Genomic DNA, 23,988 nt, shown 5'->3' with positions numbered 1-23,988 from the left:
TACTCCGCACATGCCACGTGTCCTGCTCATCGAAGACGACGCCTCCGTGCGAGAAGGCATCGAACTCGGCCTGCGCCGCCGTGGGCACGAGGTACGCACCGCCCCCACCGGCGAGGCGGGGCTCGCGGCCATCGGTGAATTCCGCCCCGATCTGCTGCTCCTCGACCTCATGCTGCCCGGCATCAACGGCGTCCAGGTCTGCCGCCAGGTACGCGAGGCCGGTCAGCTGCCGATCATCATGCTCACCGCCCGCGGCGACGACTTCGACGTCGTGGTCGGGCTGGAGGCCGGGGCCGACGACTACATCGTCAAACCCGCCCGCACGGAGGTCATCGAGGCCCGCATCCGGGCCGTACTGCGCCGCATCGAGGAGCCGGGCGGCCGGCCCGCCGTGGAGTTCCACGGCGACCTCGCCATCGACCGTGCCGGGCTGAACGTCGCCAAGGCGGGGGAGCGCGTGGCGCTCGCCCCCTCCGAACTCAAGCTCCTGCTGTATCTGACGGCCGCGCCCGAGCAGGTCTTCAGCCGTCAGCAACTGCTGGAGCACGTCTGGGAACACAGCTACCACGGCGACGCCCGCCTGGTCGACGCCTGCGTGCGGCGGCTGCGCCACAAGATCGAGGACCTACCCGGCAACCCCCGCTACATCCAGACCCTGCGGGGCTTCGGCTACCGCTTCGGACCCCTGTGAGCCCTTGGTGAACCGCCGCAAAACCCGTATCGGGCTGCGCACCCGACTGGTGCTCGCCTTTCTGCTGGTCGCTGCTGTCAGCGCCGGAACCACCGCGACCCTCGCCTACCGCGAGGCACGCAACGCGATCCTCCAGCAGGCCCAGGACACGGCTGTGTCCGCCTTCCGCGAGCGGGTCCAGGAGCTCGCCACGCCGCTGCCCGTCGAGCCCCTGTCGCTCCAGGAACAGCTGCGCCGACTCGCCCGGCAGGGCAACCCCCACCCGTGGGTGGTGTTCGCCGAGTACGGTTCGGTCCGGGTCTCCTCGGCCGACAAGCCCGTTTCGAGCGTGATCACTCCCGAACTGCGCCGTGCCGCGCGCGCCCACCCGCGCGGCAACTTCCAGCGAGTCGACAGGAACGGCACCCCGTGGCTGACCGTGGGAGTCCCGACCGTTTTCCAGGCCGGCCAGACCACACGTCCCACCGGGCTGGTGCTGTACGCCGTGATGCCGCTGACCGACGAGGAGGCCAACATCCAGGCCATGCTCGACGCGGCTCGTGACGGGGCCGTCCCCGGGCTCGCGGTGGCCCTCGTCCCGGCCCTGCTGTCGGCACGCAGCGTGCTGCGCCCGGTCCGCGACCTGCGGAAGGCCGCGCGAAGCATGGGCGACGGACGCCTCGACACCCGTATCCAGGTCCGGGGCAGCGACGAACTCGCCGATCTGGCCCGCACTTTCAACGAGTCGTCCGGCGAACTGGAGCGGACCGTGGGCGAACTCCGGGCGGCCGAGGCACGTGCCCGTCGTTTCGCCTCCGACGTCTCCCACGAACTGCGCACCCCGCTCGCCGGGATGCTGGCCGTCACCGAGGTCCTGGACGAGGACGCGGCCGGCCTCGCCCCCGACACCGCAGCCGCCGTACGGCTGATCAGCGCCGAGACGGGCAAACTGGCCTTGCTCGTCGAGGACTTGATGGAGATATCCCGCTTCGACGCCCGGGCCGCCGAGCTGAACACCGACGAGGTCGACATCGCCCAGACCATCCGCAAGACCCTGAAGAGCCGTCACTGGATCGACCCGGCCCAGGTCGTCACCGACCTGCCCGACGGCATCCGGGCCCGGATCGACCCCCGGCGCTTCGACATCGTCATCGCCAACCTCGTCGGCAACGCGCTGAAGCATGGAAGCGCGCCCGTCGTGCTGCGGCTGCGCACCGAGCCCTACGGCGAAGGCGCGCCCGGGGCGGCCATGGCGACCGGCGCGCACGATGCGAGCCTGCTGCCCGCCCGGCTCGTCACCGAGGTCGCGGACAGCGGCCCAGGCATACCCGCCGACGTGCTGCCGCACATCTTCGACCGCTTCTACAAGGCGGACGCGGCCCGCAGCCGCTCGACGGGCAGCGGCCTCGGCCTCGCCATCACCCTGGAGAACGTACGGCTGCACGGCGGCACGATCCGAGCCACGAACGGCCCGCAGGGCGGCGCCGTCTTCACCGTGGAGATACCCCTGAGGGGCACGGAGGCGACGGCATGACCCGGACGGGCTCCACCACCGGCCGTGCCGTCGCGGCCTGCGCCACGACGGCCGCCCTGCTGACCGGCTGCGGAGTCCAGGAGACCGGCGTCGTCGAGGCCGGCGGGCCGGCCACCATCACCGTCTTCCCCGCGTCCGACCAGCGGATGCTCCTGTTCTTCCTCGCCTCGGACGGCCGCCTGACACCGGTGACCCGACTCAGCACAACGGACGTTCCGCCGAACGCCAAGCAGGAGTGGATCGGTAAAACCCTAGCCGCGTTGTTCGCCGGCCCCTCGGCGAACGAGCGCGCGGCCGGACTCCACACGGGCCTGCCGGCAAAGGGCGCCAAAATGGTGTTCAAGTCGACCTCCAGCACCATCACCATCCGCCTCCCGCTCCCGGTGCGGCCGCTCGCGAAGACCGCGCTACGTCAGCTCGTGTGCACGGCCGCGTACGCGGAGGGCGGGGACGGCACTGCGGAAGTCACCATCGCGGGCGACGACGGCACACTCCCGCCGACCCTCTGCTAGGCCATACCTCAAGCACACAGTCACAGCAGGGCGGAACACCATGGGCAGCCTCACCGAGGCGACTCTCAAGGCGCTGGCCGGCGCCCGTTCCTTTGAGCGTGGGCGCGGGTATCTCGACGCCGTGTCCGGAGTCGAGGTCGGTGACGACTGGGTCACCGCGACCGTCCACGGCACGGAGCGGTACGCGGTGGAGTTGACCCTCGGCGGGTCCGCAGGACCGAACGGCGAGTGCGACTGCCCGTACGGCCTGGAGGGCAACTTCTGCAAGCACCTGGTCGCCCTTGGCCTGACCGTACTCGCCCAGCGGGAGAGCCTGCCGCGGCAGCGGAAGGCGGCCCGGGACCGCGCAGAGGACCTCGACGCCTGGCTGTCCGGCCTCTCCAAGGACCAACTGCTCGTCCTCGTACGGGAGCAGATCACCGAGGACCGGCAGTTGCGCCGCCGCCTGGAGCTGCGGGCCGCGAGCGCCGGTGGGGACCTCGCCGGGGTCCGGGCGCGCATCCGTGAGCTGCTCGACATCGGCCCGTTCGCGCAGTACGGGTACGTCGAGTACGCCGATGCCCGTGCCTATGCCGACCAGGCCGGGCAGGCGGTGTCCGCGATCGGGGCGCTCACCGGCTCGGGCCGGGCTGCCGACGCGATCACCCTGACGCGGGAGGCGGTGCGGCTGCTGGCCGAGGCGGTGGAGAGCGTCGACGACTCCGGCGGATGGCTCGGGCAGGTCGGCGCCGACCTCGCCGACGCCCATCTCCAGGCGTGCCGCGCGGCCCGCCCCGACCCGGAGGAGCTCGCGCGCTGGCTGGTCGGCCATGTGCTCGGCGACTTCGACGACCTCACCGACATCGATCCGCTCGACTACGAGGACATGCTCGGCGAACCCGGGATGACCGTTCTGCAGAGGCTCGCGGTCGAGGCGTGGCGCGGCAACCGCACCGGCTGGGCCGAGAAGTACCTGATGGAACGTCTGGCCAAGGCGGGAGGTGACATCGACGCGGTGATCGCCGTGCACGCGGCCGACCTTGCGGACAACGGCCACACGCACCTCGTCATCGCCCATGAGCTGGACAGCGCCGGGCGCCCCGACGAGGCACTGCGCTGGGCGGAGCGCGGCGTTGCGGAAGCCCGGGACTCCTCCACCGTCGACAGCGCCCTCGTCGACTACCTCTGCGAGCGTTACGCACGGGCGGACCGGCTCCCCGACGCCGTCGACCTGCGCCGCGACCAGTTCCGCGCCCGCCGTACCCTGCCCGCCTACCAGCAGCTGCGCGCCGCCGCGCGGGCCGCCGACTGCTGGCCGGCCGAGCGCGAGGGGGCGCTGGCGCTGTTGCGCACCGACGCGGGGCGGCGGGAACGGGGCTGGTACGGCGGACCGCTCCTGGTCGACGCGCTGCTCGACGACAAGGACGTCGACGCCGCCTGGCAGGCCGCAACCGAAAACGGCGCCCACGACCGGCAGTGGCTCACCCTCGCCGACCTGGCCCGTGCAGTCCGACCCGCCGACGCACTCGGCGTCTACCTGCGCCTGGCCGAGCCACTCACCAAGCAGACCGGCAACGCGGTGTACCAGCAGCTTGTCAGCCTGCTGCTGAGCATCCGCGACTGTCACCGCAGCCTGGGCACACCGGACGAGTTTGCCGAACACGTCACCACCCTGCGCACCGCCCAGAAACGCAAGCGGAACCTACTGCGCCTGATGGAGGAGCACGGTCTGTGAGCCGGCCGACGCCACGCCGGCTTACGCGGTCCCGTCCCGCGCCACCGTCGTCGTCGTGGCCCGTTCGCCGTGTCCGGCGCGGCGGACGGCGTGATCATCCGGACTGGGAAGGCGACATGGTGGCAGGTGGCGCCGCGAGCAGCACGATCGCTGATTGCCATCGTGTCCTGCGTCTGCTCTCCGCCGTCATCAAGCTCCTGAGCATTCGTTCCTCGCCCCTACCACCCGGCTTCATGGGCGGCGGCGTCATCGCTCGTTGAGCGACTTCTCTCAGCGGTTCCGGCCCGCCAGCAGATCGCGTACCCGGTCCACCAGGCCGATCCCGGGACCCAGGATCTTGTTGGCGGGAGCAGTGTCCGGCGCCGCCGGGTGGGGGTGGGTCGGAGCCGCCTTCTTCGCATCGCGGATCTTGCCCCCCAGATGCTCCAACGCCTCCGGTGTGCAGACTTCCGCGAGCAGTGGGAAGAGCCGGTTCTCCTCATCACGGACGTGCTCAGCCACCTCGAGCCTGAGCTTTGCGACCAGGTGGTCGAACTGGTCGTCTTCGGCGTCACGCCCCTCGAGATCCTTCAAAAGCTGCTCGACCCTGGCGTGGTCCTCGATCTCCTTGTCTGCCAGGTCGTCCCCGCCGTCGACGAACCTGCGGACCGACGGGTACAGATACTGCTCCTCGGCGACCGAGTGCTGCACCAGCTCGACCGTCAGCTCGTCCGCCAATTGGCGCCGCCGCTGGTCGCCCACCGGCTGCAATTCGATCTGTTCGAAGAGCGCATCAATCTTACGGTGGTCCGTTGTCAGCTCCGTGATGACATTCCCGTCTTGCCCCATTCCAGGTTCCTCCTTCTCCAGCCAACGATGAACAGATCAGCTCACCGTGGCACGACGAGTACCCGATGCCCCCACCGACACGCAGTTGTCGGCCGGACGGTGCGCACGACGTCGTCTCCGCGGGCGAACAGGCTCGGACGGACGCGTGGTACTCGTGCCCGTCCCGTATCCGGCCACGGTCATCGACCTCGCCTCTCGGCGCTTGGCCGACCGGGCGCTCGCCGGGTGTCCGCCGATGCGCGCCCCGGGCACTGTCGCCGTGGACGTGCCGTCTAGGGTGCGGGCATGATCTCGCACAGTTACCTCTCCGAACTGTTCTCGCTGGACGGCCGGGTTGCCGTGGTGACGGGCGGCAGTTCCGGCATCGGCCGAGCCATCGCCGGGGCTCTCGCGAGAGCGGGGGCGAGCGTGGTGATCGTGGCGCGCAAGGAGTCGGAACTGGCCGCCACGGTCGACGAGCTGGCGGCGGACGGCTGCCGGGCGGCCTGGGTGAGCGCCGACCTGAGCACCCGCGACGGGGTGCGCGCGGCGGCGGAGCAGGCAGCCGAGGTGTTCGGAGAGCCCGACATTCTCGTCAACAGCGCCGGGATCAACCTGCGGCCGCCGATGGGCGAGCTGGGCGAGGAGGTGTGGGACGCCACGATGGCGGTGAACCTGGAGGCGCCCTACTTGTTGGGCCAGCGGTTCGGGCCGGGCATGGCCGAGCGGGGCTTCGGACGGATCATCCACATCACCTCCCAGCAGGCGCACCGGGCATTCGTCCAGAGCGGCGCCTACGGGGTCTCCAAGGGCGCGCTGGAGTCGTTGGCCCGCTCTCAGGCCGAGGCGTGGTCACCGCATGGCGTCACCTGCAACACGCTGGTGCCCGGCTTCGTCATGACCCCGCTCAATGCGCGGTTGTCGTCCGACCCGGAGAGGGTGGCTGCACTGGCCGCGCGCACGATGGTCGGGCGCAACGGCCTGGCCGAGGACTTCGCCGGAGCGGCGGTGTTCCTGGCCGGCCGCGCATCCGGCTACGTCACCGGGCAGGCGATCTACGTCGACGGCGGGTTCTCCGTTCACTGAGCCCAACACGTTCGTGGCGGCTCCCGCGCTCAGCGTCACCACCCGGGCCTTTCGGCTGGGGCTGGGCCACGCCCGCGACCTGTCCATGACGAGGGCGAAGTCGAGGTCCTCGAGATCGACGCGCTGCCGCACGAGCGGGGCGACCGGTTCGTCGCGCACACCGGGTTCGATCTGTGTGCGCGGCTGGTTAGATCGGTCCCGGCGACGCCGACGGAGACCGCGAAGGCGGCTCCGCGTTACAGATGGAGACACGATGAGCATGGCCACGAGGGCGGACACGCAGTCGCCCACGCTGCACGTTGCCGACAGCCACGATCTGATCCGCGTGCACGGGGCGCGCGAGAACAACCTCAAGGACGTCAGCATCGAGATCCCGAAGCGTCGGCTGACGGTGTTCACCGGTGTCTCCGGCTCGGGCAAGAGTTCGCTGGTGTTCGACACGATCGCCGCGGAGTCGCAGCGTCTGATCAACGAGACCTACAGCGCCTTCGTACAGGGCTTCATGCCGACGCTGGCGCGGCCCGAGGTCGACGTACTCGACGGGCTGACGACCGCGATCATCGTCGACCAGCAGCGGATGGGCGCCGACCCCCGCTCCACGGTCGGCACCGCCACCGACGCCAACGCGATGCTACGCATCCTCTTCAGCCGGCTCGGCAAGCCGCACATCGGCTCGCCCAAGGCGTTCTCCTTCAACGTCGCCTCGATCAGCGGAGCGGGTGCGGTCACCCTGGAGCGCGCCGGGCAGAAGGTGAAGGAGCGTCGCTCGTTCAGCATCACCGGCGGCATGTGCCCGCGCTGCGAGGGCCGGGGCTCGGTCACCGACGTGGACCTCACCCAGCTCTACGACGACTCCAAGTCGCTCAACGAGGGTGCGCTCACCATCCCCGGCTACAAGTCGGGCGGCTGGAACTACCGGCTCTACACCGAGTCCGGCCTGGTCGACCCGGACAAGCCGATCCGCAAGTACACCAAGAAGGAGCTGCACGACTTCCTGCACCTCGAACCGACCCGGATGAAGATCGCGGGCATCAATATGACCTATGAGGGTCTGATCCCGCGGATCCAGAAGTCGATGCTCTCCAAGGACCGGGAGGCGATGCAGCCGCACATCCGGGAGTTCGTGGACCGGGCGATCACCTTCACCACCTGCCCCGACTGCGACGGCACCAGGCTCACCGAGGCGGCCCGGTCGTCGAAGATCAAGAAGATCAGCATCGCCGACGCCTGCGCGATGCAGATCAGCGATCTGGCCGATTGGGTCCGCGGCCTCGATGAGCCGTCGGTGGGGCCGCTGCTCACCGCACTGCAGCAGACCCTCGACTCGTTCGTGGAGATCGGCCTCGGCTACCTTGCGCTCGACCGGCCGTCGGGCACGCTGTCGGGCGGCGAGGCGCAGCGCGTCAAGATGATCCGCCACCTCGGCTCCTCGCTCACCGACGTCACCTACGTCTTCGACGAGCCCACCTCGGGCCTGCACCCCCATGACATCCAGCGGATGAACGACCTGCTGCTGCGGCTGCGGGACAAGGGCAACACGGTGCTCGTCGTGGAGCACAAGCCGCAGGCGATCGCCATCGCCGACCACGTCGTCGACCTCGGCCCCGGCGCCGGTACCGCCGGCGGCACCGTCTGTTTCGAGGGCACCGTCGAGGGGCTGCGGGCCGGCTCCACCGTCACCGGCCGCCATCTCGACGACCGGGCCGCCGTCAAGGAGATGGTGCGCAAGCCCACCGGCGCGCTGGAGATCCGTGGCGCGACGGAGCACAACCTGCAGCAGGTCGACGTCGACATCCCGCTCGGGGTGCTCTGTGTGGTCACCGGCGTGGCGGGCTCCGGCAAGAGCTCGCTCGTGCACGGGTCGATCCCGGCCGGCGAGGGCGTGGTCTCGGTCGACCAGAGCCCGATCCGCGGCTCGCGGCGCAGCAATCCGGCGACGTACACCGGACTGCTCGAACCGATCCGCAAGGCGTTCGCCAAGGCCAACGGCGTCAAGCCGGCGCTGTTCAGCGCCAACTCCGAGGGCGCCTGCCCCACCTGCAACGGCGCCGGCGTCATTTACACCGACCTGGCGATGATGGCCGGCGTCGCCACCACCTGCGAGGAGTGCGAGGGGAAGCGGTTCCAGGCCTCGGTGCTGGAGTACCACCTCGGCGGCCGGGACATCAGCGAGGTGCTGGCGATGCCGGTGACCGAGGCCGAGGAGTTCTTCGGCGCCGGTGAGGCGGCCACGCCGGCCGCGCACCGGATCCTCGAACGGCTCGCGGACGTCGGGCTCGGCTACCTCAGCCTCGGTCAGCCGCTCACCACGCTCTCCGGCGGCGAGCGGCAGCGGCTCAAGCTGGCCACCCACATGGCCGACAAGGGCGGCGTCTACGTCCTCGACGAGCCGACCAACGGCCTCCACCTCGCCGACGTCGAGCAACTGCTCGGGCTGCTCGACCGGCTCGTCGACTCCGGCAAGTCGGTCATCGTCGTCGAGCACCACCCGGCGGTCATGGCGCACGCCGACTGGATCATCGACCTCGGCCCCGGCGCCGGTCACGACGGCGGCCGGATCGTCTTCGAGGGCACCCCCGCCGACCTCGTCGCCGCCCGCTCCACCCTCACCGGCGAGCACCTCGCGGACTACGTCGGCGCCTGACCGAGGCCCGCGCGGACACCGTGAGACGAGTCCTCTCATCTGTTTCGACTCGTCATCTGTTTCGACTCGCCGCGGGTGACGATGGCGGCAGAGGCGGGACGGCGTCGACGACGGGCCGCTCGCGCTCGGGGTAGTCGACGCCGTAGCGGCGGGCCGGAAGGGTGCCCGGCGACTCTCGGCCGCGGCTGTCGGCGCCGACGGGCCTGGTCAGGAAGACCAGGCCCAGAGCGAGGACAGCCAGCCCGTACCAGGAGGCGGTCGGCAGGCGTTCACCGAGGACGGTGACGCCCGGAACCGCTGCAACGGAGGGCTCAGCCAGGGGCAACGACGTGGCCATCGACGCGGGGGTGTGGCGCAGTCCGTGCTCGAGGAGCCGGTAGGCCGGGTAGACGATGAACAGGGCGCGGTACACCGCCACCGCCACCGCAGCGCAGCGGTCGAGTCAGTCGTTGCGGTGGCTTTCGCGGTTTTCGCGGGCGCTGATGGCGGTCGCGGTGAGGCGTGGCGTGATGTGGTCGCGCATGAGCCGGCCCGCTTCGGCGGCTCGGCCGTCGACGACGAGAGCGACGAGGCGGTGGTGTTCCTCCAGGTCGCGGGTGCGGGGCTCGGCGCCGGACGGGAGTTCGAGGCCGAGGCGGCGGTAGCGGTCGGACCTCTCCCACAGCTGGGCGGCTCGGTGGCCGAGCGCACTGGACGCCATCTCCTTTGACGCCGACACATGACGAGATCGAGGACGTCACGCACCTGCGTTGGTGGCTGGATCACAATGGCGTCCGCCGGCAGCAGGGCCCGTGCCGGCGGACAGCTTTCTTTCCCCTTCGGCGAGTTTCAGTGCTCCCGCTCTTCCGCCACCGCCACCTCGTAGGCGCGCAGGGTGTCGACGAAGAGGCGTCGCTGCGCCGGGGTCAGCGGGGTGAGTACGCGGCGCCAGGCAGCGGCGCCGGGGGCGAGCCAGGCGGCGATCGCGTCGTGCTGGTCGGGGGTGATGGCCACGATCCGGCGCCGCCGGTCGGACGGATCCTCGCGCCGGTCCAGGATGCCCTTCCCGTTCAGGTCCCCGACCATCAGGCTGACCGTGGTGGGCGCCACCTCCAGGCGCGCGGCCAGTTCGTTGACGGTCATGGGCCCGTCGAACAACAGGCAGGACAGCAACGAGAGGTGACGTGGCGCCAATGCCTGCGGCTGCAGCACCTCGGGCACCGGAATGCGCTTCACCCGGCTCGCCATCCGTGGCATGAGCAACAGCAGCTCACGCACCGCGGCGTCCACGTCCGCCCCGGCCTTACGCCGCGCGGATTCAGCCATCACGCACTCCTCAGCATTTACCTTTGATGACAAAGATGCTTTGCTTGCAAAGGTATTAGTAGTCGACCTGCCCGCCACCGCGGACACGGACGGAGATTCCACCATGCCCCACTTCACTGTGCACATCAGCGAAACCGCCCTTGACAGGAAGGTCGAAGAGGGCCTGATCCGCGGACTCGCGGACGCGGTCGGATCCGTCTACGGCGAGCCGTTCAGTCGCCTGGTCGCCGTCGACCTCATCGGGATCCCCCAGAGCCGGCGTGGCATCGGCGGGGCGCCGACCGACCAGACCGCCCCACACGTCACACTGAGTCTGCGCGAGGCGGCCTACCAGCACCCGGATGTACCAGACGCATCCGCGCGCCTGATCGCCGCGATCACGGACGCGCTGGTCAGCGTGCTCGGCGAACAGGTCCGCGAGCAGGCGGCGGTCGGCCTGCTGGCCGTTCCCGAAGGGCGCTCCGGAATCGGCGGCCAGGTCGCCTGACCCCTGACCTGGAGAATCCTGGCCGTCCTCCCCCTCGCCGCCGGGATTCCCGGAACCGGAACCGCTCGGGCCGTGGGGGATCTGCCGGATGTCCGACGGTCACCAGCCGCTGACGCGGTCCCAGACTGCTTGGATGGCGGGCGCGTCGTTCGCCGTCTGGGTGCTGTCGATGACGTGGTAGCCGCGGTGCTGGGCCGCGGTCGCGCACGCGTGGTCGGGCAGGATGCGCAGGCGGGTGCCGACGGGCAGGTCGGGCAGGACGGCGCCGTCGCGGGCGGTGAGAGTGCCGTGTTCCTGGCTCGCGGTGCTGATCACCAGGCCATGGATGAGGCGCTTTCGTCAGGGTCTGGAAACCCGTTTGCTCGCGGTGATCGATGGCCGAGCAATCGTCAAGAGTTGTGGATCAGGTCAGCAAGACTGGTGCCGCGTAAGGTCTGTGTTCCCGGCCATGAGGGGCAGCGCCAGGTGGCGCCGGTCCATTCGACGAGGAACGGCTGCGCGTGGGGCAGAGGTGTTCCCCAGACAGCGGGGCCGAGCGCGCAGAGTCGGCCGAGTGCGGCGGTGAGGCTGGCAACGTGGCCGACGACGGCGACGGTCTCTCCCGGGTGCTGCTCGGCGATGTGCAGGAAGGCCGTGGTCACGCGGGTGACGACCTCGCGTCCGGTCTCGCCGTCCGCGACCCGTTGCTCCAGGTCGTCGTCGACGACCCAGGCGCGCAGCACGTCCGCCGTCTGCCGTCGGACGGCCGGATCGCTGCTTCCTTCGTGCCGGCCGATGCCGACCTCGACCAACTCCGGCATCGCCTGGACCGAAATGCCGCCCGCGGCGGCGAGCGACTGCGCGGTCTGCCGTGCACGCAGGGCCGTGCTGGCGTAGATCCCGCTAATCGGCTCGTCCGTCAGGGCTTGGGCCGCGAGCTCCGCCTGGCGCCGCCCGAGCTCGGTCAGTGGTGCGCTGAGGACCGCTCCTGCGATCGCAGCAGTGACGTTCTCCGACTCGCCGTGCCGCAGGCACCACACTCGGACGTGGTCGCTCATGCTGCCGGCTCCTCTCGCTCGACCAGGACACCGTTCTCACGGCACGACGTCGTAGTACTCGCACACCTCAATTACCGGCTTGACCAACTGGTCGATGGACGCCGGCCTGGTCAAGTACCGGTAATTCTTGGACTGCTCGTCGATGGCGTGGTCGTGGGTGGGCACCAGGGTGCCGCGCACGACGAGCACCGTGTCCTTTGCGAAGCGGCGACGCGGTTGCAACGCGAGGAAGTTGAGATTTCGGCACCGCGCTCGTCTCCACGTCGTAGGTACGAGCGCCAGCCGACTGGACCTTCCTGTCTACGCGGTGACCGAGCACGGTACGGCCCAGGGCGCGCCGTACTCCGTCAGCGAGGGTCTCCGGTGCTGCTGCCTGTGGCCTTAGCGGTCGGCCTGAGCGGGCTGCGCTTCGTGTGCGGGTGCCTCGGCCTCGGCCTGCGCGGGAGCGTCTGCGGTGGTGTAGAAGACGGAGGAGCCCTGCTTGGTGCGCTGGGCGTGGCTCTTGGCCACAAGTCCTTCGAGCGTGGTGCGCACGACGGTGGTCTTGATGCCGCGTTCGGGGTGGGTCTGGCTGAGTGTGGTGGCGATTTCCGCTGCGGAGCGCGGTTCGCTCTGTCCGGTGAGGTGGCCGCGGATGAGCTCCACAAGGGTGGGCTTGGCCGACTTGGCGGTCGCAGCCTTGGCTGCGGGCTTCTTGGCCGCCTTGCTGACCTGCGCGGCGCCGGCCTTCTTTACGCGGGCCTGCTTGCCTGTCTCGGACTTGGCGGCTTTCTCCTGCCGGGGAGCGGGCACTGCGGCGTCTTCGGACGCAGTCGCGGCCTCGGTGGGTGCGGCTGTGGCGCCGAGTGCCTTCTGCATGTTCACCAGCACGGTGTGGTCGTGCTGCAGAGCGAGCAACTGGTCCTGCAGCGCGGCGATTTCCGCACCAAGGCGTTCTTGGTCTTTGGCATTGCGCTCGAGGTCGCTTGCTACCTGTGCGATGTACTGCGACGTGAGTTCGGTGGTCGTGGGGGTGGTCTCGGACATGGTGTGCTGACCTTTCCTCGGTTCGCGGCTGCGGAGAGTTGAACTGCAGGGCGGCCGCAGGGGACCTACGGCTCATTCCTGACTGCTTGGGCCGGGCTGCGAATGTTGCAGTGTGCTTCAGCGTAGAGATAGTACGCACGACTGGAGCCGACTGTTCCTATCCAGCGGGAATTGCGGGCCGATCGGAGGCGGAGTTGGCCGCGCATGACACCGTGCGGACAGCGGTTACCCACAGGCTCAGTGGTGCTTCCGGGTTGTCAGCGGGCGTGCGGCCACCAGCCGGTCAAGAAGCTCCTCAGCCCGGTGAGGGGAGTGATCGCACGAACGGGTGAGGAGAGTAATCGTCAATACCTGCGGTCGGCCGTTGCCTGGTAGGCGTCAAGTGCAGGGAGGAAAACCAGGTGTGTGGGGTCTCTGACGCTGTCAAGCTGCGCTGGTGAACCGTGAACAGATCTCCAGGCTCGCCCATTCCGGCCACCCGATAAAGTCCCCGCTCGACGACGACTCTGTGTGCCGATTACTGGAACGCGGCCTGCCACGCGGCAGCGAGCGTGTGCTCGACCTTGGTTGCGGCAGCGGGGAATGGCTTCTGCGTGCCCTGGCTGCGCACCCGCAGCTTCATGCCGAGGGCGTTGACATTTCCGAGGACGCCCTGGCGCAGGCCCGCCAGGCCGCGATCAGTCTCGGCGTCCAAGAACGCCTCGAACTCCACTGCCAAGAAGCCGAAAGCTTCTCCTCTCCGCACTCGTTCGACCTCGTGCTCAGTGTCGGGGCCACGCATGCCTTCGGCGGCCTGCTCCCCACTCTCGCGGCCGCACGCAAGCATCTGGCCCCTGGGGGACACGTGCTGATCGGTGAGGGCATCTGGGAACGCCGGCCTTCTCCGGAGGCTGTGGAGATGCTGGGGGACGTCACCGACCTGGCCACCACGGTGGACCACGTCGTCGCCGACGGGTGGACTCCTGTCCACGGGCACGTCAGCACGCGCCGCGAGCTGGACGACTACGAGTGGGCCTGCTGGGGGGCGCTGGCCTCATGGGCCCTGGACCACCCTGCCGACCCGGACAGCCCGCAGGTGCTTCAGACAGCCACCATCCGGCGCTCCGAATGGCTGCGAATCTACCGGGACACCTGGGGCTTCGCCTGCATGGTGCTGCGGCAGACGTCCGGCTGACCCGGACAGGCCCTGGTGCCCCGCCCCTGTCACCTGTCGGGACCTCGGCGAGCGTGGCCGGTGCGCGGGCGCACTGGCGCGCCGAGTTGACGGCATGTGTGAGGTGGTCGTTGGTGAGCCGCCCGGTCAGGTTTGGCTGGCGCGTCGACGTGTCTTCGACCATGAAGCCGGCCGACGCCAGACGTACGATCGGCGCGACCAGTGACGTCGCTGTTCGGCTGCGGCCGGTATCTCCCGAGCTGCGGACATCCACCTGTGGGAGCTGCGCCAGCCACTCGGAACAGTTGCGCGCGCCCCTGGCGGGGACCGGCCCGCGACCGGTTCCCCGAGCTCAGAGCCTTCGAGGGCTCCGACTGAGCAGCCTTGACGAAGTCCGGTGCGGTATCGCGCCCCGTAAGGGGCGCGGGGCTGTGCCGATATGCGGCTCCGCCGCGTGGGCGCGACCAGCCCCCACCGGCCCGCGGGTTCGTCACCGCGCTTCCAGCGGAGCGCTCAGTCGACGTCCACCGGGCCGTCGTTCGCCTGCTTCTCCTTGGCCGGGTGCAGCTCGAGCAGGCCGTTGCCACTGCCCTGCTCGGAGCGGCGGCCGTCGGAGGAGTCCTGGCCGTTCAGGTTCTGCCGGACCGAGTCGAGAATGGTCAGGCCCTGGGACACCAGGCCGGCGGCGATCTCGCCGAGGCCGTCCGCGCCGTTCAGGACATTGACGTTGGCTCCGGCGAGGCCGCCGGCGGCCTCCTTCACGATCTGCGGCAGCTGGTCGATCAGCATCCGGTCCAGCGCGACCCGGTCGTAGGAGGCCGCCGCCTCGGCCTGGATCTTCATCCGCTGCGCATCGGCGGCGGCGAGCAGCCTGATCCGTTCGGCCTCGGCCTCGGCGGGCTTCACGATCTCGGCGACCAGCTGCTGCTGGCGCAGTTTGGCCTGGCGCTGCGCCAGTTCGGTCTGGGCGGCGAGCACCTCCTGCTGGGCGTGGGCCTGCGCCAGCGGTCCGGCCTGCGCGGCCTGCGCCTCGGCGCGGTTCACCTCGGCCGAGTACTCCGCCTTGACGATGGCGGTCTGCCGGGCGTACTCGGCCTGCTTGCGGGCCGCCGCCTGCTCCGCCTCGGCCGCGGCCTGGGTGGCCTGTGCCTGGGCGATCTGGGCCTGCCGCTGGATGGCAGCCTTGTGCGGTGCGGACATCGCGTCGATGTAGCCGGTGTCGCCGTCGTCGATCGACTGGATCTGCAGCGAGTCCACGATCAGGCCGATCTTCGCCATCTCGGTCTTCGAGGTGTCCAGGACCTCCGCGGCGAGCTTCTGCCGCTCGGTGACGATCTCCTCGACCGTCATCGAGCCGATGATCGCCCGCAGGTGGCCGGCGAAGATCCGGCCGGTCAGCACCGACATCTGGTCCTGGTCGGAGAGGAAGCGCTGGCCCGCGTTGATGATGCTCTCATGGTCGTTGCCGACCTTGAAGGCGATCACGGCGCGGACGTGCAGTGCGATGCCCTGCCTGGTCACACAGGTCTCGGTGACCTCGGACTCGCACATCGACAGGGTGAGGAAACGGGTCTTTCGGAAGATCGGAAGCACGAACTTGCCGTGCCCCGTCACCACTCGGAACGGCGCGCCCCCCAGTCCCCGCCGGCCCCCCGAGATCAGCATCGCCTCGTCGGGAGCGGGAACGCGGTATCCGAACATTTCTCTTCTACTCCTCAGTCGGCGTCGGCGAGGTCGCCAAGCGCGTCCAACGGATCCACCCACTCGACGACGCCGACCTCACGACATCCGCGCGACTCGATCACGAGCACCGTCGCCCCCGTCGGCAGAGGATCCTCCGACCAGGCGAGAAAGGTCTCGGAGCCGCCTCTGACCCGCACCAGGATCTCGCCGGGGCCCGCGGATCCGCGGGTTCCGACGAGTATCTTCCCCGTGCAGCCGATCACGGCCTCGTCCTGCGGCATCATCGGCCGCCCTCCATCACTCTGGCCCACGATTCAGACGATAGACCTACCCGGGTCGCAGGCCCAACGGGCATGGCGACATCGTGCAACGGCACCGACCGACGACAGGCCCTGACCTGCCGCGTTCCTGGGCTCACACGGCAGCCCCAGCACCTTCTCCGGGAGGATGTTCCGCTGCACCTCGATGTCCATCGGAGCGGGCAACATGCCACCGGGGCGTCTTCGTACAGGGCCTGGGACAGGTCGGCGGGGGAGAGGTCGAGGCGGCCCTTCAGCCTCTCGTCGCCAGGGAGGAAGGTGTCGTCGGCGGCGCGGGTCTCGGTGAGGCCGCCGGTGCTCAGCAGCAGTGTCGAACCGGCGGGGAACGCGAACCGGTCCACCGTCGTGGGTTCAGCGGCGAGTTCGGCGAGGCCGAGCGGGACGGCGGATGTCCAGCAAAGGTGTGATCACGTTGCCCTCGTGCACCAACGGGGGCGGTATGCGCCCGTAGTTGAGGCCGGTGCCTCCGTGTCGGCGTCGACGCCGATGATGGGGGCGGAGACGAACCGTTCGTCGTCTTCGGTCTGCTCAGCACAGGAGTTGTGCCGGACGTCCGACGCGTGCAGGGTGTCGACGAGCGCGGTGAGTGTGGCTCTCGGGTGGGCCGCCTCGTGGCAGGCCCGATGACGGCGAACCCGGCGCCCATCGCGGCCAGTCCCTTGGCTTGTCCCCGGTGAGCACGCGGGTCCCCCTGGGCGAGGCGACGGCGCCTTGGATGTCTCCGCCGACGAGCCGGTCCTCCTTGGGCGAGCAGCACCAACAGCCCCACCAGCCGTTCAGTACTTCGCCGCCGACCGATGGCCGTCGTGAACCGTGAAGCAGCCGCGGCCGAGGCCGCCGCACGTTTCGCCCGCGCCGCCCTCTCTGCCGCCGTACCGTGTGTACGTCACCGGTTCTCCCGCCGTGGCCCGACGCCCTCCCTCCCCGCCCGCCCACCGAACAGTGGCCATCGCCCTGGCCGCGCGCCTGTGGGCGAGCGTCCCGAAGCCGCCGACCCGACCGTCCGCAGCTACCACTCAAACTCCCGTCGCTCGTCGTTGAGCTGCTCGTAGCGGTCTGCAGCAGTCGACTCTTCCGGTCAGTGCGCGGGTCGGCGAGCCTGGTGCGCCTCGCGCATGACCGCCCAGGCGTCCGCCACCGGACCCACGTGCCCGAGCTTGTCGGGGTTGTTCACCGAGCGGATCGTCTGGATCTGTCCGTCGAGTACGTCGAGCGCCAGGGCGTTGAGGACCTTGCCGTCCCGGTCGCGGACGATGGCGCCAGGCTGGCCGTTCACCGAGTGCGGCTCCACGACGACGCCGATCCGGGCGAACGGCAGGGCGATCCCGGCGAGCACCTGGGCCACGTTGTCGGCGCCGAAGACGCCCCTGGTCCATTGCGGTGCCTTGCCGCCGCCGTCGCCGACCATCGATACGTCGGCGGCCAGGAGCTCCCGCAGCCCGTCGACGTCCCCTTCCCTGAAGGCGTCGAAGAACCGTCCGGCGAGTTCCTCACGCTCCTTTCGGTCGGCCTCGAACCGGGCCCGGCCCGCGTCCATGTGGCGGCGCGCCCGTACGGCGAGCTGGCGGCACGCCGCATCCGAGCGCCCCACCGCCGACGCGATCTCGGGGAAGCCGAACCCGAACACCTCCCGCAGCACGAAGACCGCCCGCTCGAGCGGGGTCAGCCGCTCGAGCAGCAACAGGGCCGCCATCGACACCGAGTCGGCCAGCTCCGCCGACCGCGCCGGATCCTCGTAGGGGTCAGTCAGCAATGGCTCGGGGAACCACGGCCCGACGTAGTCTTCCCGCCGGACGCGGGCCGAGCGCAGCACGTCGATGGAGACCCGGGTCACCACGGCCGAGAGGAAGGCCTTCGTTGACGCGGGTTGTGTCGCAGATGACGCGAAGCGCAGCCAGGTCTCCTGGACCGCGTCCTCGGCCTCGCTCACACTGCCCAGGATCCGGTAGGCGATCGAGAACAGCAGCGGCCGCAGCTCCTCGAACTCCTCGGGCCGGATCACGCCAGCTCCTCCTCGAAGCCCTGCCGCCACGAGGGGTAACGCAACTCCCAGCCGAGCTCCCGCTTGGCCTTGGCGTTGGAGAAGCCGCGCCCCTCCGTCATCATCACCACCGCCTGTTCCCCGGCCAGCAGTCGGGCCAGCCACTTGGGGACCCGTAACGGCCGCTTGGCCCCCGCGCACGCGGCCAGGTGGGGCAGCCACTGGCCGGCCGGGGCCGGTTCGTCGTCGACGATGTTGAACACGCCCGTCGCCTGCTGCTCCACGGCCAGGACGGTAGCGCTCGCCGCGTCGTCGAGATGCACCCACGAGCTGTAGCCAGTGGCGCGCCCGACGAGGGGGAACTGCCGCTTGCGCACCAGCTCGACCTGATCGTCGGTGGCGCCGGGCCCGTAGAACGCTCCGTATCGCAGGACCGCGCCGCCGGCCTTGCGGACCACGTCCTCGACGTGGCGCATCGCCTCCATCCCGGCCTGCGCCGCCGTCCCCGCCATCAGGTCCAGCGGGTCCTCCTCGGTCTTCACCCATCCGCCCTCGCGGATGCCGTTCCAGCTGGCGTAGCCCTGCGCGACGACATGAGATACGCCGGTCGCCTCGGCGGCGGCCAGCAGGTGGTCCGTCCCCTCGGTGCGCAGCCGGTTCGTGGTGGCGAACCATCGATCAGGGTGCTTGATATCGGGCTTGCCGGCGTGCGCCATGGAGATCGCGGTCATCTGGTGCACGATCGCATCCGGCCGGGCCGCGGCCACCGCCTCACCGACCGACACCGCGTCCAGCCCGTCCATCACCACCCCCTGCGCGCCCAGTTGCTCCACCAAGTCGAGCTTGGCCGCGCTCGTCGTCGTGGCCGTCACCTGGTGTCCCCGAGCCACGAGCTGCGGCACCAGCCGCCGCCCCAGGACTCCGGTCCCGCCCGCCACGAACACCCGCATGACCATCACCTTCCTGATCCCGAAGTCTGTCTCCGAGACCTCAGACGAGACAGCCCGGCCGGTTGTGACATGGGGAGCGAAGAGCCGATCTGTCTATACCCCTGCGACGGATCTCCGGCGCAGGACACGCGCCCGCCGAACGAGGTCCGCAGCAGCCCTCTCCCACTCGGGATACGCAAAGCCAAACCCGGCCGCGCGCAGCCGGCCCGGTACCACCCGGCGGCTCTTGAGCAGCAGCTCCGTGTCTGAGCGCAGCGCGAACGCCCCCAGTTCCGCCATCCGTCGCGTCGCCGGCAGCCCTACCGGGACGCCCCAGGCCGCGCGCAGCGTCTGCATGAACTTCCGGTGCGGGAGGGGACCAGGGGAGGCGAGGTTGACCGGCCCTGCGAGGTCGTCCCGGGCGATCAGGAACTCCACCGCGCGCACGAAATCCTCGTCATGGATCCAGGAGACGTACTGCGCACCGCCCGCAACCGGCCCGCCCAGCCCGAGCCGCGTCAGCCGCAGCAGGACGTCGAAAACCCCGCCCCGATCCGGGCTCATGACCATCGCCGAGCGCAGTGCCACCTTCCGCGTCGCCGGTGTCCGAGCCTCGGCCTGCGCCTGCTCCCAGTTCTTCGCGATCTCGACGCTGTACGCCCAGTAGTCCGGAGCTCCGGCCTCCGAGCCGCCGATCACCCCCGTTGCCTCGTCGTGCGCCGCATCAAAGCGATGGGCGTAGATCGTCGCGGTACTCATCTGCAGCCAGACGCGCGGTGGCCGCGCGGCGGCGGCGATCGCCTCGCCGATGACCCGCGCCGAGTCCACCCGGGAATCCATCATGGCCCGCAGGTTCTCGGCGGTGTAGCGGCAGGAGACGCTGCGCCCGGCCAGGTTGATCACGACATCGCAGCCGTCGACCGCTTCGGCCCAGGGGCCGAGCGTGACCCCGTCCCAGCCGATTTCGTGCTCCCGTTCGGGGTGCCTGGTCAACACCGTGACCTCATGGCCCGCCGCCGTCAGCGCATGGCCCAGGATCGTGCCTACCTGTCCGGTTCCCCCGGGCAGCACCATCTTCATCGAGCCCCCTTGGCTTCGGTGGGGCACAAGCGTAACCCCCCGATTTGAACACGTTCAAATCGGGGGCGAGTGGGGGGCGGGCAATACGGCTAGCGCACCAGGCAGGGGCGCTTGGCGTCGAACGTCCAGCCGGGCACGAGGTACTGCATCCCGGCAGCGTCGTCCCGCGCCCCCAGTGCCTTCTTCTGGTAGAGCTCGTGGGCCGCGAGGAGGCGGTCCATGTCGAGTTCGACGCCCAGGCCGGGGGCATCGGGAACGGCGATCTCGCCGTCGACGATCCGCGGCGGGGTGACGGTGAGCTGCTCCAGGCCTTCCTGCCAGATCCAGTGCGTGTCCAGGGCGTTGTACTCGCCGGGGGCCGCGGCGCCGCAGTGCGTGACCATGGCGAGCGAGATGTCGAAGTGGTTGTTGGAGTGGCAGCCCCAGGTCAGGCCCATCGCGTTGCACAGCTGGGCCACGCGCACAGAGCCCTGCATGGTCCAGAAGTGCGGATCGGCCAGCGGGATGGAGACCGACTGCAGGGCCAGGGCGTGGGTCAGCTGCCGCCAGTCGGTGGCGATCATGTTGGTCGCGGTCGGCAGTCCGGTGGCCCGGCGGAACTCGGCGAGGATCTCTCGCCCTGAGTAGCCGCCCTCGGCTCCGCAAGGGTCCTCGGCGTAGGCGAGGGTGCCGGTCAGGGGCTCGCAGAGCTCGATCGCCTCGCGCAGCGACCAGGCGCCGTTCGGGTCCAGGGTGATGCGCGCCCCGGGGAAGCGGTCCTTGAGTGCTCGAACCGCCTCGACCTCCTCGGCTCCCGCCAGGACTCCGCCCTTGAGCTTGAAGTCCCGGAAGCCGTACAGGTCGTAGGCCGCCTCGGCCTGGCGGACGATCGCCTCGGGCGTGAGGGCCTCCTCGTGTCGGATGCGGTACCAGTCCACGTCCGAGCCGGGCTCGCGGACGTAGTCCAGATCGGTGCGGTCGGGGTCGCCGATGTAGAAGAGGTATCCCAACACCCGTACGGAATCGCGCTGTTGGCCGTCGCCGAGCAGGGCGGCGACCGGTACGTCGAGGTGTTGGCCGAGCAGGTCGAGCAGGGCCGACTCGACAGCTGTGACGGCGTGCACGGTGGTCCGCAGGTCGAAGGTCTGGGCGCCGCGTCCGCCCGAGTCGCGGTCCGCGAACCGGTTCCCGATCTCACGCAGGACGCGCTTGTAGTCGCCCACCTTCGCGCCGACGACGAGTGACTCGGCGTCCTGCAGGGTCCGGGTGATCTTCTCGCCGCCGGGCACCTCCCCCAGTCCCGTACGGCCGTCGGAGTCCTTGAGGACGACGATGTTGCGGGTGAAGTAGGGGCCGTGGGCGCCGGAGAGGTTCAGCTCCATGGAGTCACGGCCGGCGACGGGGTAGACGGCGAAGTGGGTGATGGTCGGCTGGCTCATGCGTGTCGAGGTCCTTGCGTACGAGGGTGAGGCGGGGCAGTGAACAGAGGCTTCGTGGGCCTCAAGGTTCTTCAGAGGCTGAGGATGTCGAGGGCCCACTCGAGCGCCAGGACGCCGCCCAGGCCGAGGATCGCGAGCACCGTCGTATAGGTGGTCCGGACTTTGATCGCCTCGATGACCGAGAGGTTGAAGTACTCCTTGAACAGCCAGAATCCCGGGTCGTTGACGTGGGAGAAGGCGATCGACCCGCAGGACACGGCAAGCACCATGATCTCGGGGTGGATGCCGCTGCCCGCGAGGAGCGGCAGCACCACGCCGGAGGCCGTGACGACGGCGACCGTCGCCGAGCCGAGGGCCACGCGGAGGATGACCGCGATGAGCCACGCCAGGATGATCGGCGAGATGGACCAACTGTCCGTGACGTCCTTGATGTAGTCGGAGATCCCGCCTTCGACGAGGACGTTCTTGAAGGCGCCGCCCGCGCCGATCACCAGGAGAATCATCGCCATCGCCTGGGCTGCCGAGGCGCAGGAGGAGCTGACGTCCGCCATGCTGCGGCCGATCCGCGGTCCGAACGCCCAGATCGCCAGCAGCAGGGTGAGCATGAGCGCGATCGGTGCCGAGCCGATGAAGGCGACGAAGTGCAGGAACGGGCTCTCGCCGGAGGTGGCCATGTCGGTCACGGCGGCGCCGGCGATCAGCAGTACGGGGAAGAGGGCCACGAACAGTGACCAGCCCATGCCGGGCATCTCCTCGTCGGCGAACTCACGCTCACTGACGAGGCCCTTGGGGATGGAGGGGTTCATCGCCTTGACGAACGGCAGGCGCGGCCACGCGAGCGCGATGAGCGCACCGGCGGGTACGGCGACGAAGAGTCCGTAGAAGAGGGTGTGGCCGACGGAGGCGTGGAAGGTCGCGGCCACGGCGGTGGGGCCGGGGTGCGGCGGCAGGAAGCTGTGCATGGTGGACAGGGCGATGGACATCGGCAGGCCCACCCACAGCAGTTTCGCCCCGGTGACCCGGACGAGCGTGAACGCGATGGGCACGATGATGATGAAGGCGACCTCATAGAACATGGTCACGCCGATGAGCATGGACGTGACCACCATGGCCACCTGGACCCAGCGCGGTCCGAACGCGTCGAGCAGCTTGCCGGCTATCCGCTGGGCGGCGCCGGAGTCGCCCATGACCCGGCCGACCATGGCGCCGAGTCCGATGGTGAGCATCGTGTCGCCGATCTGGTCCCCGATGCCCTCCGAGAGGACGTCCGGGATGGTGGCCACCGGAATCCCCCGGACCAGGGCGACGCCGACCGCCACGAGCAGGAGCGCGGCGAAGCCGTTGAGTTTCAGCCGGGTCATGAGGAGCAGCAGGACCACAACGCTGATCCCGACTACGAGGAGAGGCATGTCAGTTCCCCTTTGAACTGTCGAACTGTCGAACTGTCGAACCGTTGAGCAGTTGAGCTGCTGGACCGCCGAGCCGTGGCGCGAGTGGCCGGTGGACGCGGCGGCGCCACGGCTCCTCGGCGGAGCGGGTGGCGGTGGGTGAAGGGGTGCCGCGGGTGGTGGGCGGTCAGGCGGTGCGTCGGCGTACGGCTCCGACCAGACTCAGCCCGTCGTCGAGGATCTTCTCCAGGTCGGCGACATCGGCCGGGCCGGGGTCGGTGAGCGGGGCGCGTACGGGTCCGACCGGCAGACCGCGCAGCCGGGCGGCGGCCTTGACCAGGGAGACGGCGTAACCCGGCACCCGGTCGCGCAGCTCGACGAGCGGGACGTAGAAGTCGCGCAGCAGCTTGTTCACCGTCGCGTCATCGCCGTCGCGCAGGGCGGTGAAGCAGGCGCCCGCGATCTCGGGCGCGAAGGCATGGACGGCCGACGAGTAGGCCGGGACGCCCACAGTGGCGTACGCGCGGGCCTGGATCTCGGCGGTGGCGGCGCCGTTGAAGAAGAGGAAGCCCTCGGGTGCGGCGAGCGTGAGGCGCTGGAGCCGGTCGAGGTCGCTGTGCCCGTCCTTCAGTCCGATGACCGTGGGAATCCGGGCGATCCGGCGCAGGCTCTCGGCGGTGAAGGAAACCTGGCCGCGCTGGTACGCGATCAGCGGCAGCCGGGTGCCGGCGGCGATGCGGCGCAGTTGCTCGACCAGACCGTCCTGCGGGGCTCCGACCAGGTAGTGGGGCAACACCAGCAGGGCGTCGACACCCGCATCCTCCGCGATCCGGGCGAACCGCAGCGCCTGCGCCCAGCCGTAGCCGATGCCCGCGACCACGGGCAGCCGGCCGTCCGCGATCTCGACCGTGGCCTCGACGACCGCGCGGTACTCGTCCTCGTTCAGTGAGAAGAACTCTCCGGTGCCGCAGGCGGGGAACACCGCGCCCGGAGTGACCGAGCCCGGAGCGGCGGCCAACTGGCCCGTCAGGTAAGCCCGGTAGGACTCCAGGTCAAGGCCGCCGTCGTCGCGCAGGCTTGTGAGCGGGAAGGACAGTACCCCGCGCGCCATGCCGTCCCGCAGCCGCTGGACCACGTCTTCGGTCTCCGCTATGAACCGCACCCTGAATCTCATCTCTATATGCAGATAGCGTACATGTATGAGAACGGAGGTT

At 69.9% G+C, this 23,988-nt stretch carries 23 protein-coding genes and 2 pseudogenes; 8 read left to right on the top strand and 17 right to left on the bottom strand.

All coding sequences use genetic code 11. The features are described 5' to 3' along the window. Positions 1–10 precede the first annotated feature (10 nt). From ABT114_RS26740 to ABT114_RS26725, 4 genes are read left to right on the top strand one after another with little or no spacing between them, the layout of a single operon-like run. A complete protein-coding gene (locus tag ABT114_RS26740) occupies positions 11–691 on the top strand; it encodes a response regulator (RefSeq protein ID WP_351145395.1) in 681 nt (226 codons plus the stop codon). 7 nt (positions 692–698) lie between these two features. After that, positions 699–2,204, top strand: a complete 1,506-nt coding sequence (locus ABT114_RS26735) for an ATP-binding protein (RefSeq protein ID WP_351145394.1) — start codon at positions 699–701, stop codon at positions 2,202–2,204. Beyond that, positions 2,201–2,716: a hypothetical protein gene (locus tag ABT114_RS26730; RefSeq protein ID WP_351145393.1), complete on the top strand. Its 516-nt coding sequence runs from the start codon at positions 2,201–2,203 to the stop codon at positions 2,714–2,716. The genes ABT114_RS26735 and ABT114_RS26730 overlap by 4 nt, the downstream gene beginning before the upstream one ends. A gap of 40 nt (positions 2,717–2,756) precedes the next feature. After that, positions 2,757–4,430: an SWIM zinc finger family protein gene (locus ABT114_RS26725; RefSeq protein WP_351145392.1), complete on the top strand. Its 1,674-nt coding sequence runs from the start codon at positions 2,757–2,759 to the stop codon at positions 4,428–4,430. Between the two features lie 270 nt (positions 4,431–4,700). Here the strand turns inward: ABT114_RS26725 and ABT114_RS26720 are convergent, their stop codons facing one another. Then, entirely contained in the window at positions 4,701–5,258 is a 558-nt protein-coding gene (locus tag ABT114_RS26720) for a hemerythrin domain-containing protein (RefSeq protein WP_351145391.1), read from the bottom strand. Between the two features lie 285 nt (positions 5,259–5,543). Here ABT114_RS26720 and ABT114_RS26715 point away from each other — a divergent pair, with 285 nt between their 5' ends. Then, positions 5,544–6,323, top strand: coding sequence for an SDR family NAD(P)-dependent oxidoreductase (locus tag ABT114_RS26715; protein WP_351145390.1), 780 nt, complete (start codon positions 5,544–5,546; stop codon positions 6,321–6,323). A gap of 253 nt (positions 6,324–6,576) precedes the next feature. Beyond that, entirely contained in the window at positions 6,577–8,967 is a 2,391-nt protein-coding gene (locus ABT114_RS26710) for an ATP-binding cassette domain-containing protein (protein WP_351145389.1), read from the top strand. Positions 8,968–9,019: 52 nt separating this feature from the next. On the opposite strand, the gene ABT114_RS26705 is transcribed toward ABT114_RS26710, so the two are convergent. The 3 genes from ABT114_RS26705 to ABT114_RS26695 all read right to left on the bottom strand — a co-directional run bounded on the left by ABT114_RS26705 (position 9,020) and on the right by ABT114_RS26695 (position 10,272). After that, positions 9,020–9,391, bottom strand: coding sequence for a DMT family transporter (locus tag ABT114_RS26705; RefSeq protein WP_351145388.1), 372 nt, complete (start codon positions 9,389–9,391; stop codon positions 9,020–9,022). Positions 9,392–9,409: 18 nt separating this feature from the next. Next, positions 9,410–9,667, bottom strand: a complete 258-nt coding sequence (locus ABT114_RS26700; RefSeq protein WP_351145387.1) for an FCD domain-containing protein — start codon at positions 9,665–9,667, stop codon at positions 9,410–9,412. Between the two features lie 128 nt (positions 9,668–9,795). Continuing rightward, a complete protein-coding gene (locus ABT114_RS26695) occupies positions 9,796–10,272 on the bottom strand; it encodes a MarR family winged helix-turn-helix transcriptional regulator (protein WP_351145386.1) in 477 nt (158 codons plus the stop codon). 103 nt (positions 10,273–10,375) lie between these two features. Between ABT114_RS26695 and ABT114_RS26690 the strand changes: the two genes are divergently transcribed. Beyond that, positions 10,376–10,759 (top strand): hypothetical protein, encoded by a 384-nt coding sequence (locus ABT114_RS26690; protein WP_351145385.1) that lies wholly within the window; start codon positions 10,376–10,378, stop codon positions 10,757–10,759. A 99-nt stretch (positions 10,760–10,858) separates the two neighbouring features. Here ABT114_RS26690 and ABT114_RS26685 read toward each other — a convergent pair. From ABT114_RS26685 to ABT114_RS26670, 4 genes and pseudogenes are all read right to left on the bottom strand, one after another. Then, positions 10,859–11,086 (bottom strand): annotated as a pseudogene (locus ABT114_RS26685) (DSD1 family PLP-dependent enzyme); the annotation flags it as partial. Between the two features lie 62 nt (positions 11,087–11,148). Further along, the gene (locus tag ABT114_RS26680) at positions 11,149–11,796 is read right to left on the bottom strand and encodes a histidine phosphatase family protein (protein ID WP_351145384.1); all 648 of its coding nucleotides are present in this window, start codon (positions 11,794–11,796) and stop codon (positions 11,149–11,151) included. 108 nt (positions 11,797–11,904) lie between these two features. Further along, positions 11,905–12,024: pseudogene (locus ABT114_RS26675) on the bottom strand (IS5/IS1182 family transposase); the annotation flags it as partial. A 153-nt stretch (positions 12,025–12,177) separates the two neighbouring features. Next, complete coding sequence (locus tag ABT114_RS26670) at positions 12,178–12,822, bottom strand: hypothetical protein (RefSeq protein ID WP_351145383.1); 645 nt, start codon at positions 12,820–12,822, stop codon at positions 12,178–12,180. 436 nt (positions 12,823–13,258) lie between these two features. Here ABT114_RS26670 and ABT114_RS26665 point away from each other — a divergent pair, with 436 nt between their 5' ends. Continuing rightward, positions 13,259–13,996: an SAM-dependent methyltransferase gene (locus tag ABT114_RS26665; RefSeq protein WP_351145382.1), complete on the top strand. Its 738-nt coding sequence runs from the start codon at positions 13,259–13,261 to the stop codon at positions 13,994–13,996. A 492-nt stretch (positions 13,997–14,488) separates the two neighbouring features. Here the strand turns inward: ABT114_RS26665 and ABT114_RS26660 are convergent, their stop codons facing one another. The 9 genes from ABT114_RS26660 to ABT114_RS26620 all read right to left on the bottom strand — a co-directional run bounded on the left by ABT114_RS26660 (position 14,489) and on the right by ABT114_RS26620 (position 23,936). Next, positions 14,489–15,676 (bottom strand): flotillin family protein, encoded by a 1,188-nt coding sequence (locus ABT114_RS26660; protein WP_351145381.1) that lies wholly within the window; start codon positions 15,674–15,676, stop codon positions 14,489–14,491. Between the two features lie 14 nt (positions 15,677–15,690). Further along, positions 15,691–15,939: an NfeD C-terminal domain-containing protein gene (locus ABT114_RS26655; protein ID WP_351145524.1), complete on the bottom strand. Its 249-nt coding sequence runs from the start codon at positions 15,937–15,939 to the stop codon at positions 15,691–15,693. Continuing rightward, a complete protein-coding gene (locus ABT114_RS26650; protein ID WP_351145380.1) occupies positions 15,939–16,319 on the bottom strand; it encodes a hypothetical protein in 381 nt (126 codons plus the stop codon). The genes ABT114_RS26655 and ABT114_RS26650 overlap by 1 nt, the downstream gene beginning before the upstream one ends. 737 nt (positions 16,320–17,056) lie before the next feature. Continuing rightward, complete coding sequence (locus ABT114_RS26645; protein WP_351145379.1) at positions 17,057–17,980, bottom strand: RNA polymerase sigma-70 factor; 924 nt, start codon at positions 17,978–17,980, stop codon at positions 17,057–17,059. Further along, positions 17,977–18,915, bottom strand: coding sequence for an NAD-dependent epimerase/dehydratase family protein (locus tag ABT114_RS26640; protein WP_351145378.1), 939 nt, complete (start codon positions 18,913–18,915; stop codon positions 17,977–17,979). The genes ABT114_RS26645 and ABT114_RS26640 overlap by 4 nt, the downstream gene beginning before the upstream one ends. An 87-nt stretch (positions 18,916–19,002) precedes the next feature. Then, positions 19,003–19,968, bottom strand: coding sequence for a TIGR01777 family oxidoreductase (locus tag ABT114_RS26635; RefSeq protein ID WP_351145377.1), 966 nt, complete (start codon positions 19,966–19,968; stop codon positions 19,003–19,005). A gap of 89 nt (positions 19,969–20,057) precedes the next feature. After that, positions 20,058–21,386 carry an enolase C-terminal domain-like protein gene (locus ABT114_RS26630; protein ID WP_351145376.1) on the bottom strand — a complete coding sequence of 443 codons (1,329 nt, stop codon included), beginning with the start codon at positions 21,384–21,386 and terminating at the stop codon, positions 20,058–20,060. 71 nt (positions 21,387–21,457) lie between these two features. Then, positions 21,458–22,795: a gluconate:H+ symporter gene (locus tag ABT114_RS26625; RefSeq protein ID WP_351145375.1), complete on the bottom strand. Its 1,338-nt coding sequence runs from the start codon at positions 22,793–22,795 to the stop codon at positions 21,458–21,460. 166 nt (positions 22,796–22,961) lie between these two features. Continuing rightward, complete coding sequence (locus ABT114_RS26620; protein WP_502988393.1) at positions 22,962–23,936, bottom strand: 5-dehydro-4-deoxyglucarate dehydratase; 975 nt, start codon at positions 23,934–23,936, stop codon at positions 22,962–22,964. Positions 23,937–23,988: the final 52 nt, after the last annotated feature.

Origin of the sequence: Streptomyces sp. NPDC002088 (assembly GCF_040296605.1) — a bacterium.
Classification (GTDB): domain Bacteria; phylum Actinomycetota; class Actinomycetes; order Streptomycetales; family Streptomycetaceae; genus Streptomyces.
Note: the sequence above shows the minus strand (reverse complement) of the source record. Positions and strands in the feature narration are given on the sequence as shown.

Excerpts from the sequence above, each read along its gene's own strand:
- ABT114_RS26740 (WP_351145395.1), top strand. The coding sequence starts at position 11 with ATGCCACGTGTCCTGCTCATCGAAGACGACGCCTCCGTGCGAGAAGGC.
- ABT114_RS26730 (WP_351145393.1), top strand. The coding sequence starts at position 2,201 with ATGACCCGGACGGGCTCCACCACCGGCCGTGCCGTCGCGGCCTGCGCC.
- ABT114_RS26725 (WP_351145392.1), top strand. The coding sequence starts at position 2,757 with ATGGGCAGCCTCACCGAGGCGACTCTCAAGGCGCTGGCCGGCGCCCGT.
- ABT114_RS26720 (WP_351145391.1), bottom strand. The coding sequence starts at position 5,258 with ATGGGGCAAGACGGGAATGTCATCACGGAGCTGACAACGGACCACCGT.
- ABT114_RS26715 (WP_351145390.1), top strand. The coding sequence starts at position 5,544 with ATGATCTCGCACAGTTACCTCTCCGAACTGTTCTCGCTGGACGGCCGG.
- ABT114_RS26710 (WP_351145389.1), top strand. The coding sequence starts at position 6,577 with ATGAGCATGGCCACGAGGGCGGACACGCAGTCGCCCACGCTGCACGTT.
- ABT114_RS26700 (WP_351145387.1), bottom strand. The coding sequence starts at position 9,667 with ATGGCGTCCAGTGCGCTCGGCCACCGAGCCGCCCAGCTGTGGGAGAGG.
- ABT114_RS26695 (WP_351145386.1), bottom strand. The coding sequence starts at position 10,272 with ATGGCTGAATCCGCGCGGCGTAAGGCCGGGGCGGACGTGGACGCCGCG.
- ABT114_RS26690 (WP_351145385.1), top strand. The coding sequence starts at position 10,376 with ATGCCCCACTTCACTGTGCACATCAGCGAAACCGCCCTTGACAGGAAG.
- ABT114_RS26680 (WP_351145384.1), bottom strand. The coding sequence starts at position 11,796 with ATGAGCGACCACGTCCGAGTGTGGTGCCTGCGGCACGGCGAGTCGGAG.
- ABT114_RS26670 (WP_351145383.1), bottom strand. The coding sequence starts at position 12,822 with ATGTCCGAGACCACCCCCACGACCACCGAACTCACGTCGCAGTACATC.
- ABT114_RS26660 (WP_351145381.1), bottom strand. The coding sequence starts at position 15,676 with ATGTTCGGATACCGCGTTCCCGCTCCCGACGAGGCGATGCTGATCTCG.
- ABT114_RS26655 (WP_351145524.1), bottom strand. The coding sequence starts at position 15,939 with ATGCCGCAGGACGAGGCCGTGATCGGCTGCACGGGGAAGATACTCGTC.
- ABT114_RS26640 (WP_351145378.1), bottom strand. The coding sequence starts at position 18,915 with ATGGTCATGCGGGTGTTCGTGGCGGGCGGGACCGGAGTCCTGGGGCGG.
- ABT114_RS26635 (WP_351145377.1), bottom strand. The coding sequence starts at position 19,968 with ATGAAGATGGTGCTGCCCGGGGGAACCGGACAGGTAGGCACGATCCTG.
- ABT114_RS26630 (WP_351145376.1), bottom strand. The coding sequence starts at position 21,386 with ATGAGCCAGCCGACCATCACCCACTTCGCCGTCTACCCCGTCGCCGGC.
- ABT114_RS26625 (WP_351145375.1), bottom strand. The coding sequence starts at position 22,795 with ATGCCTCTCCTCGTAGTCGGGATCAGCGTTGTGGTCCTGCTGCTCCTC.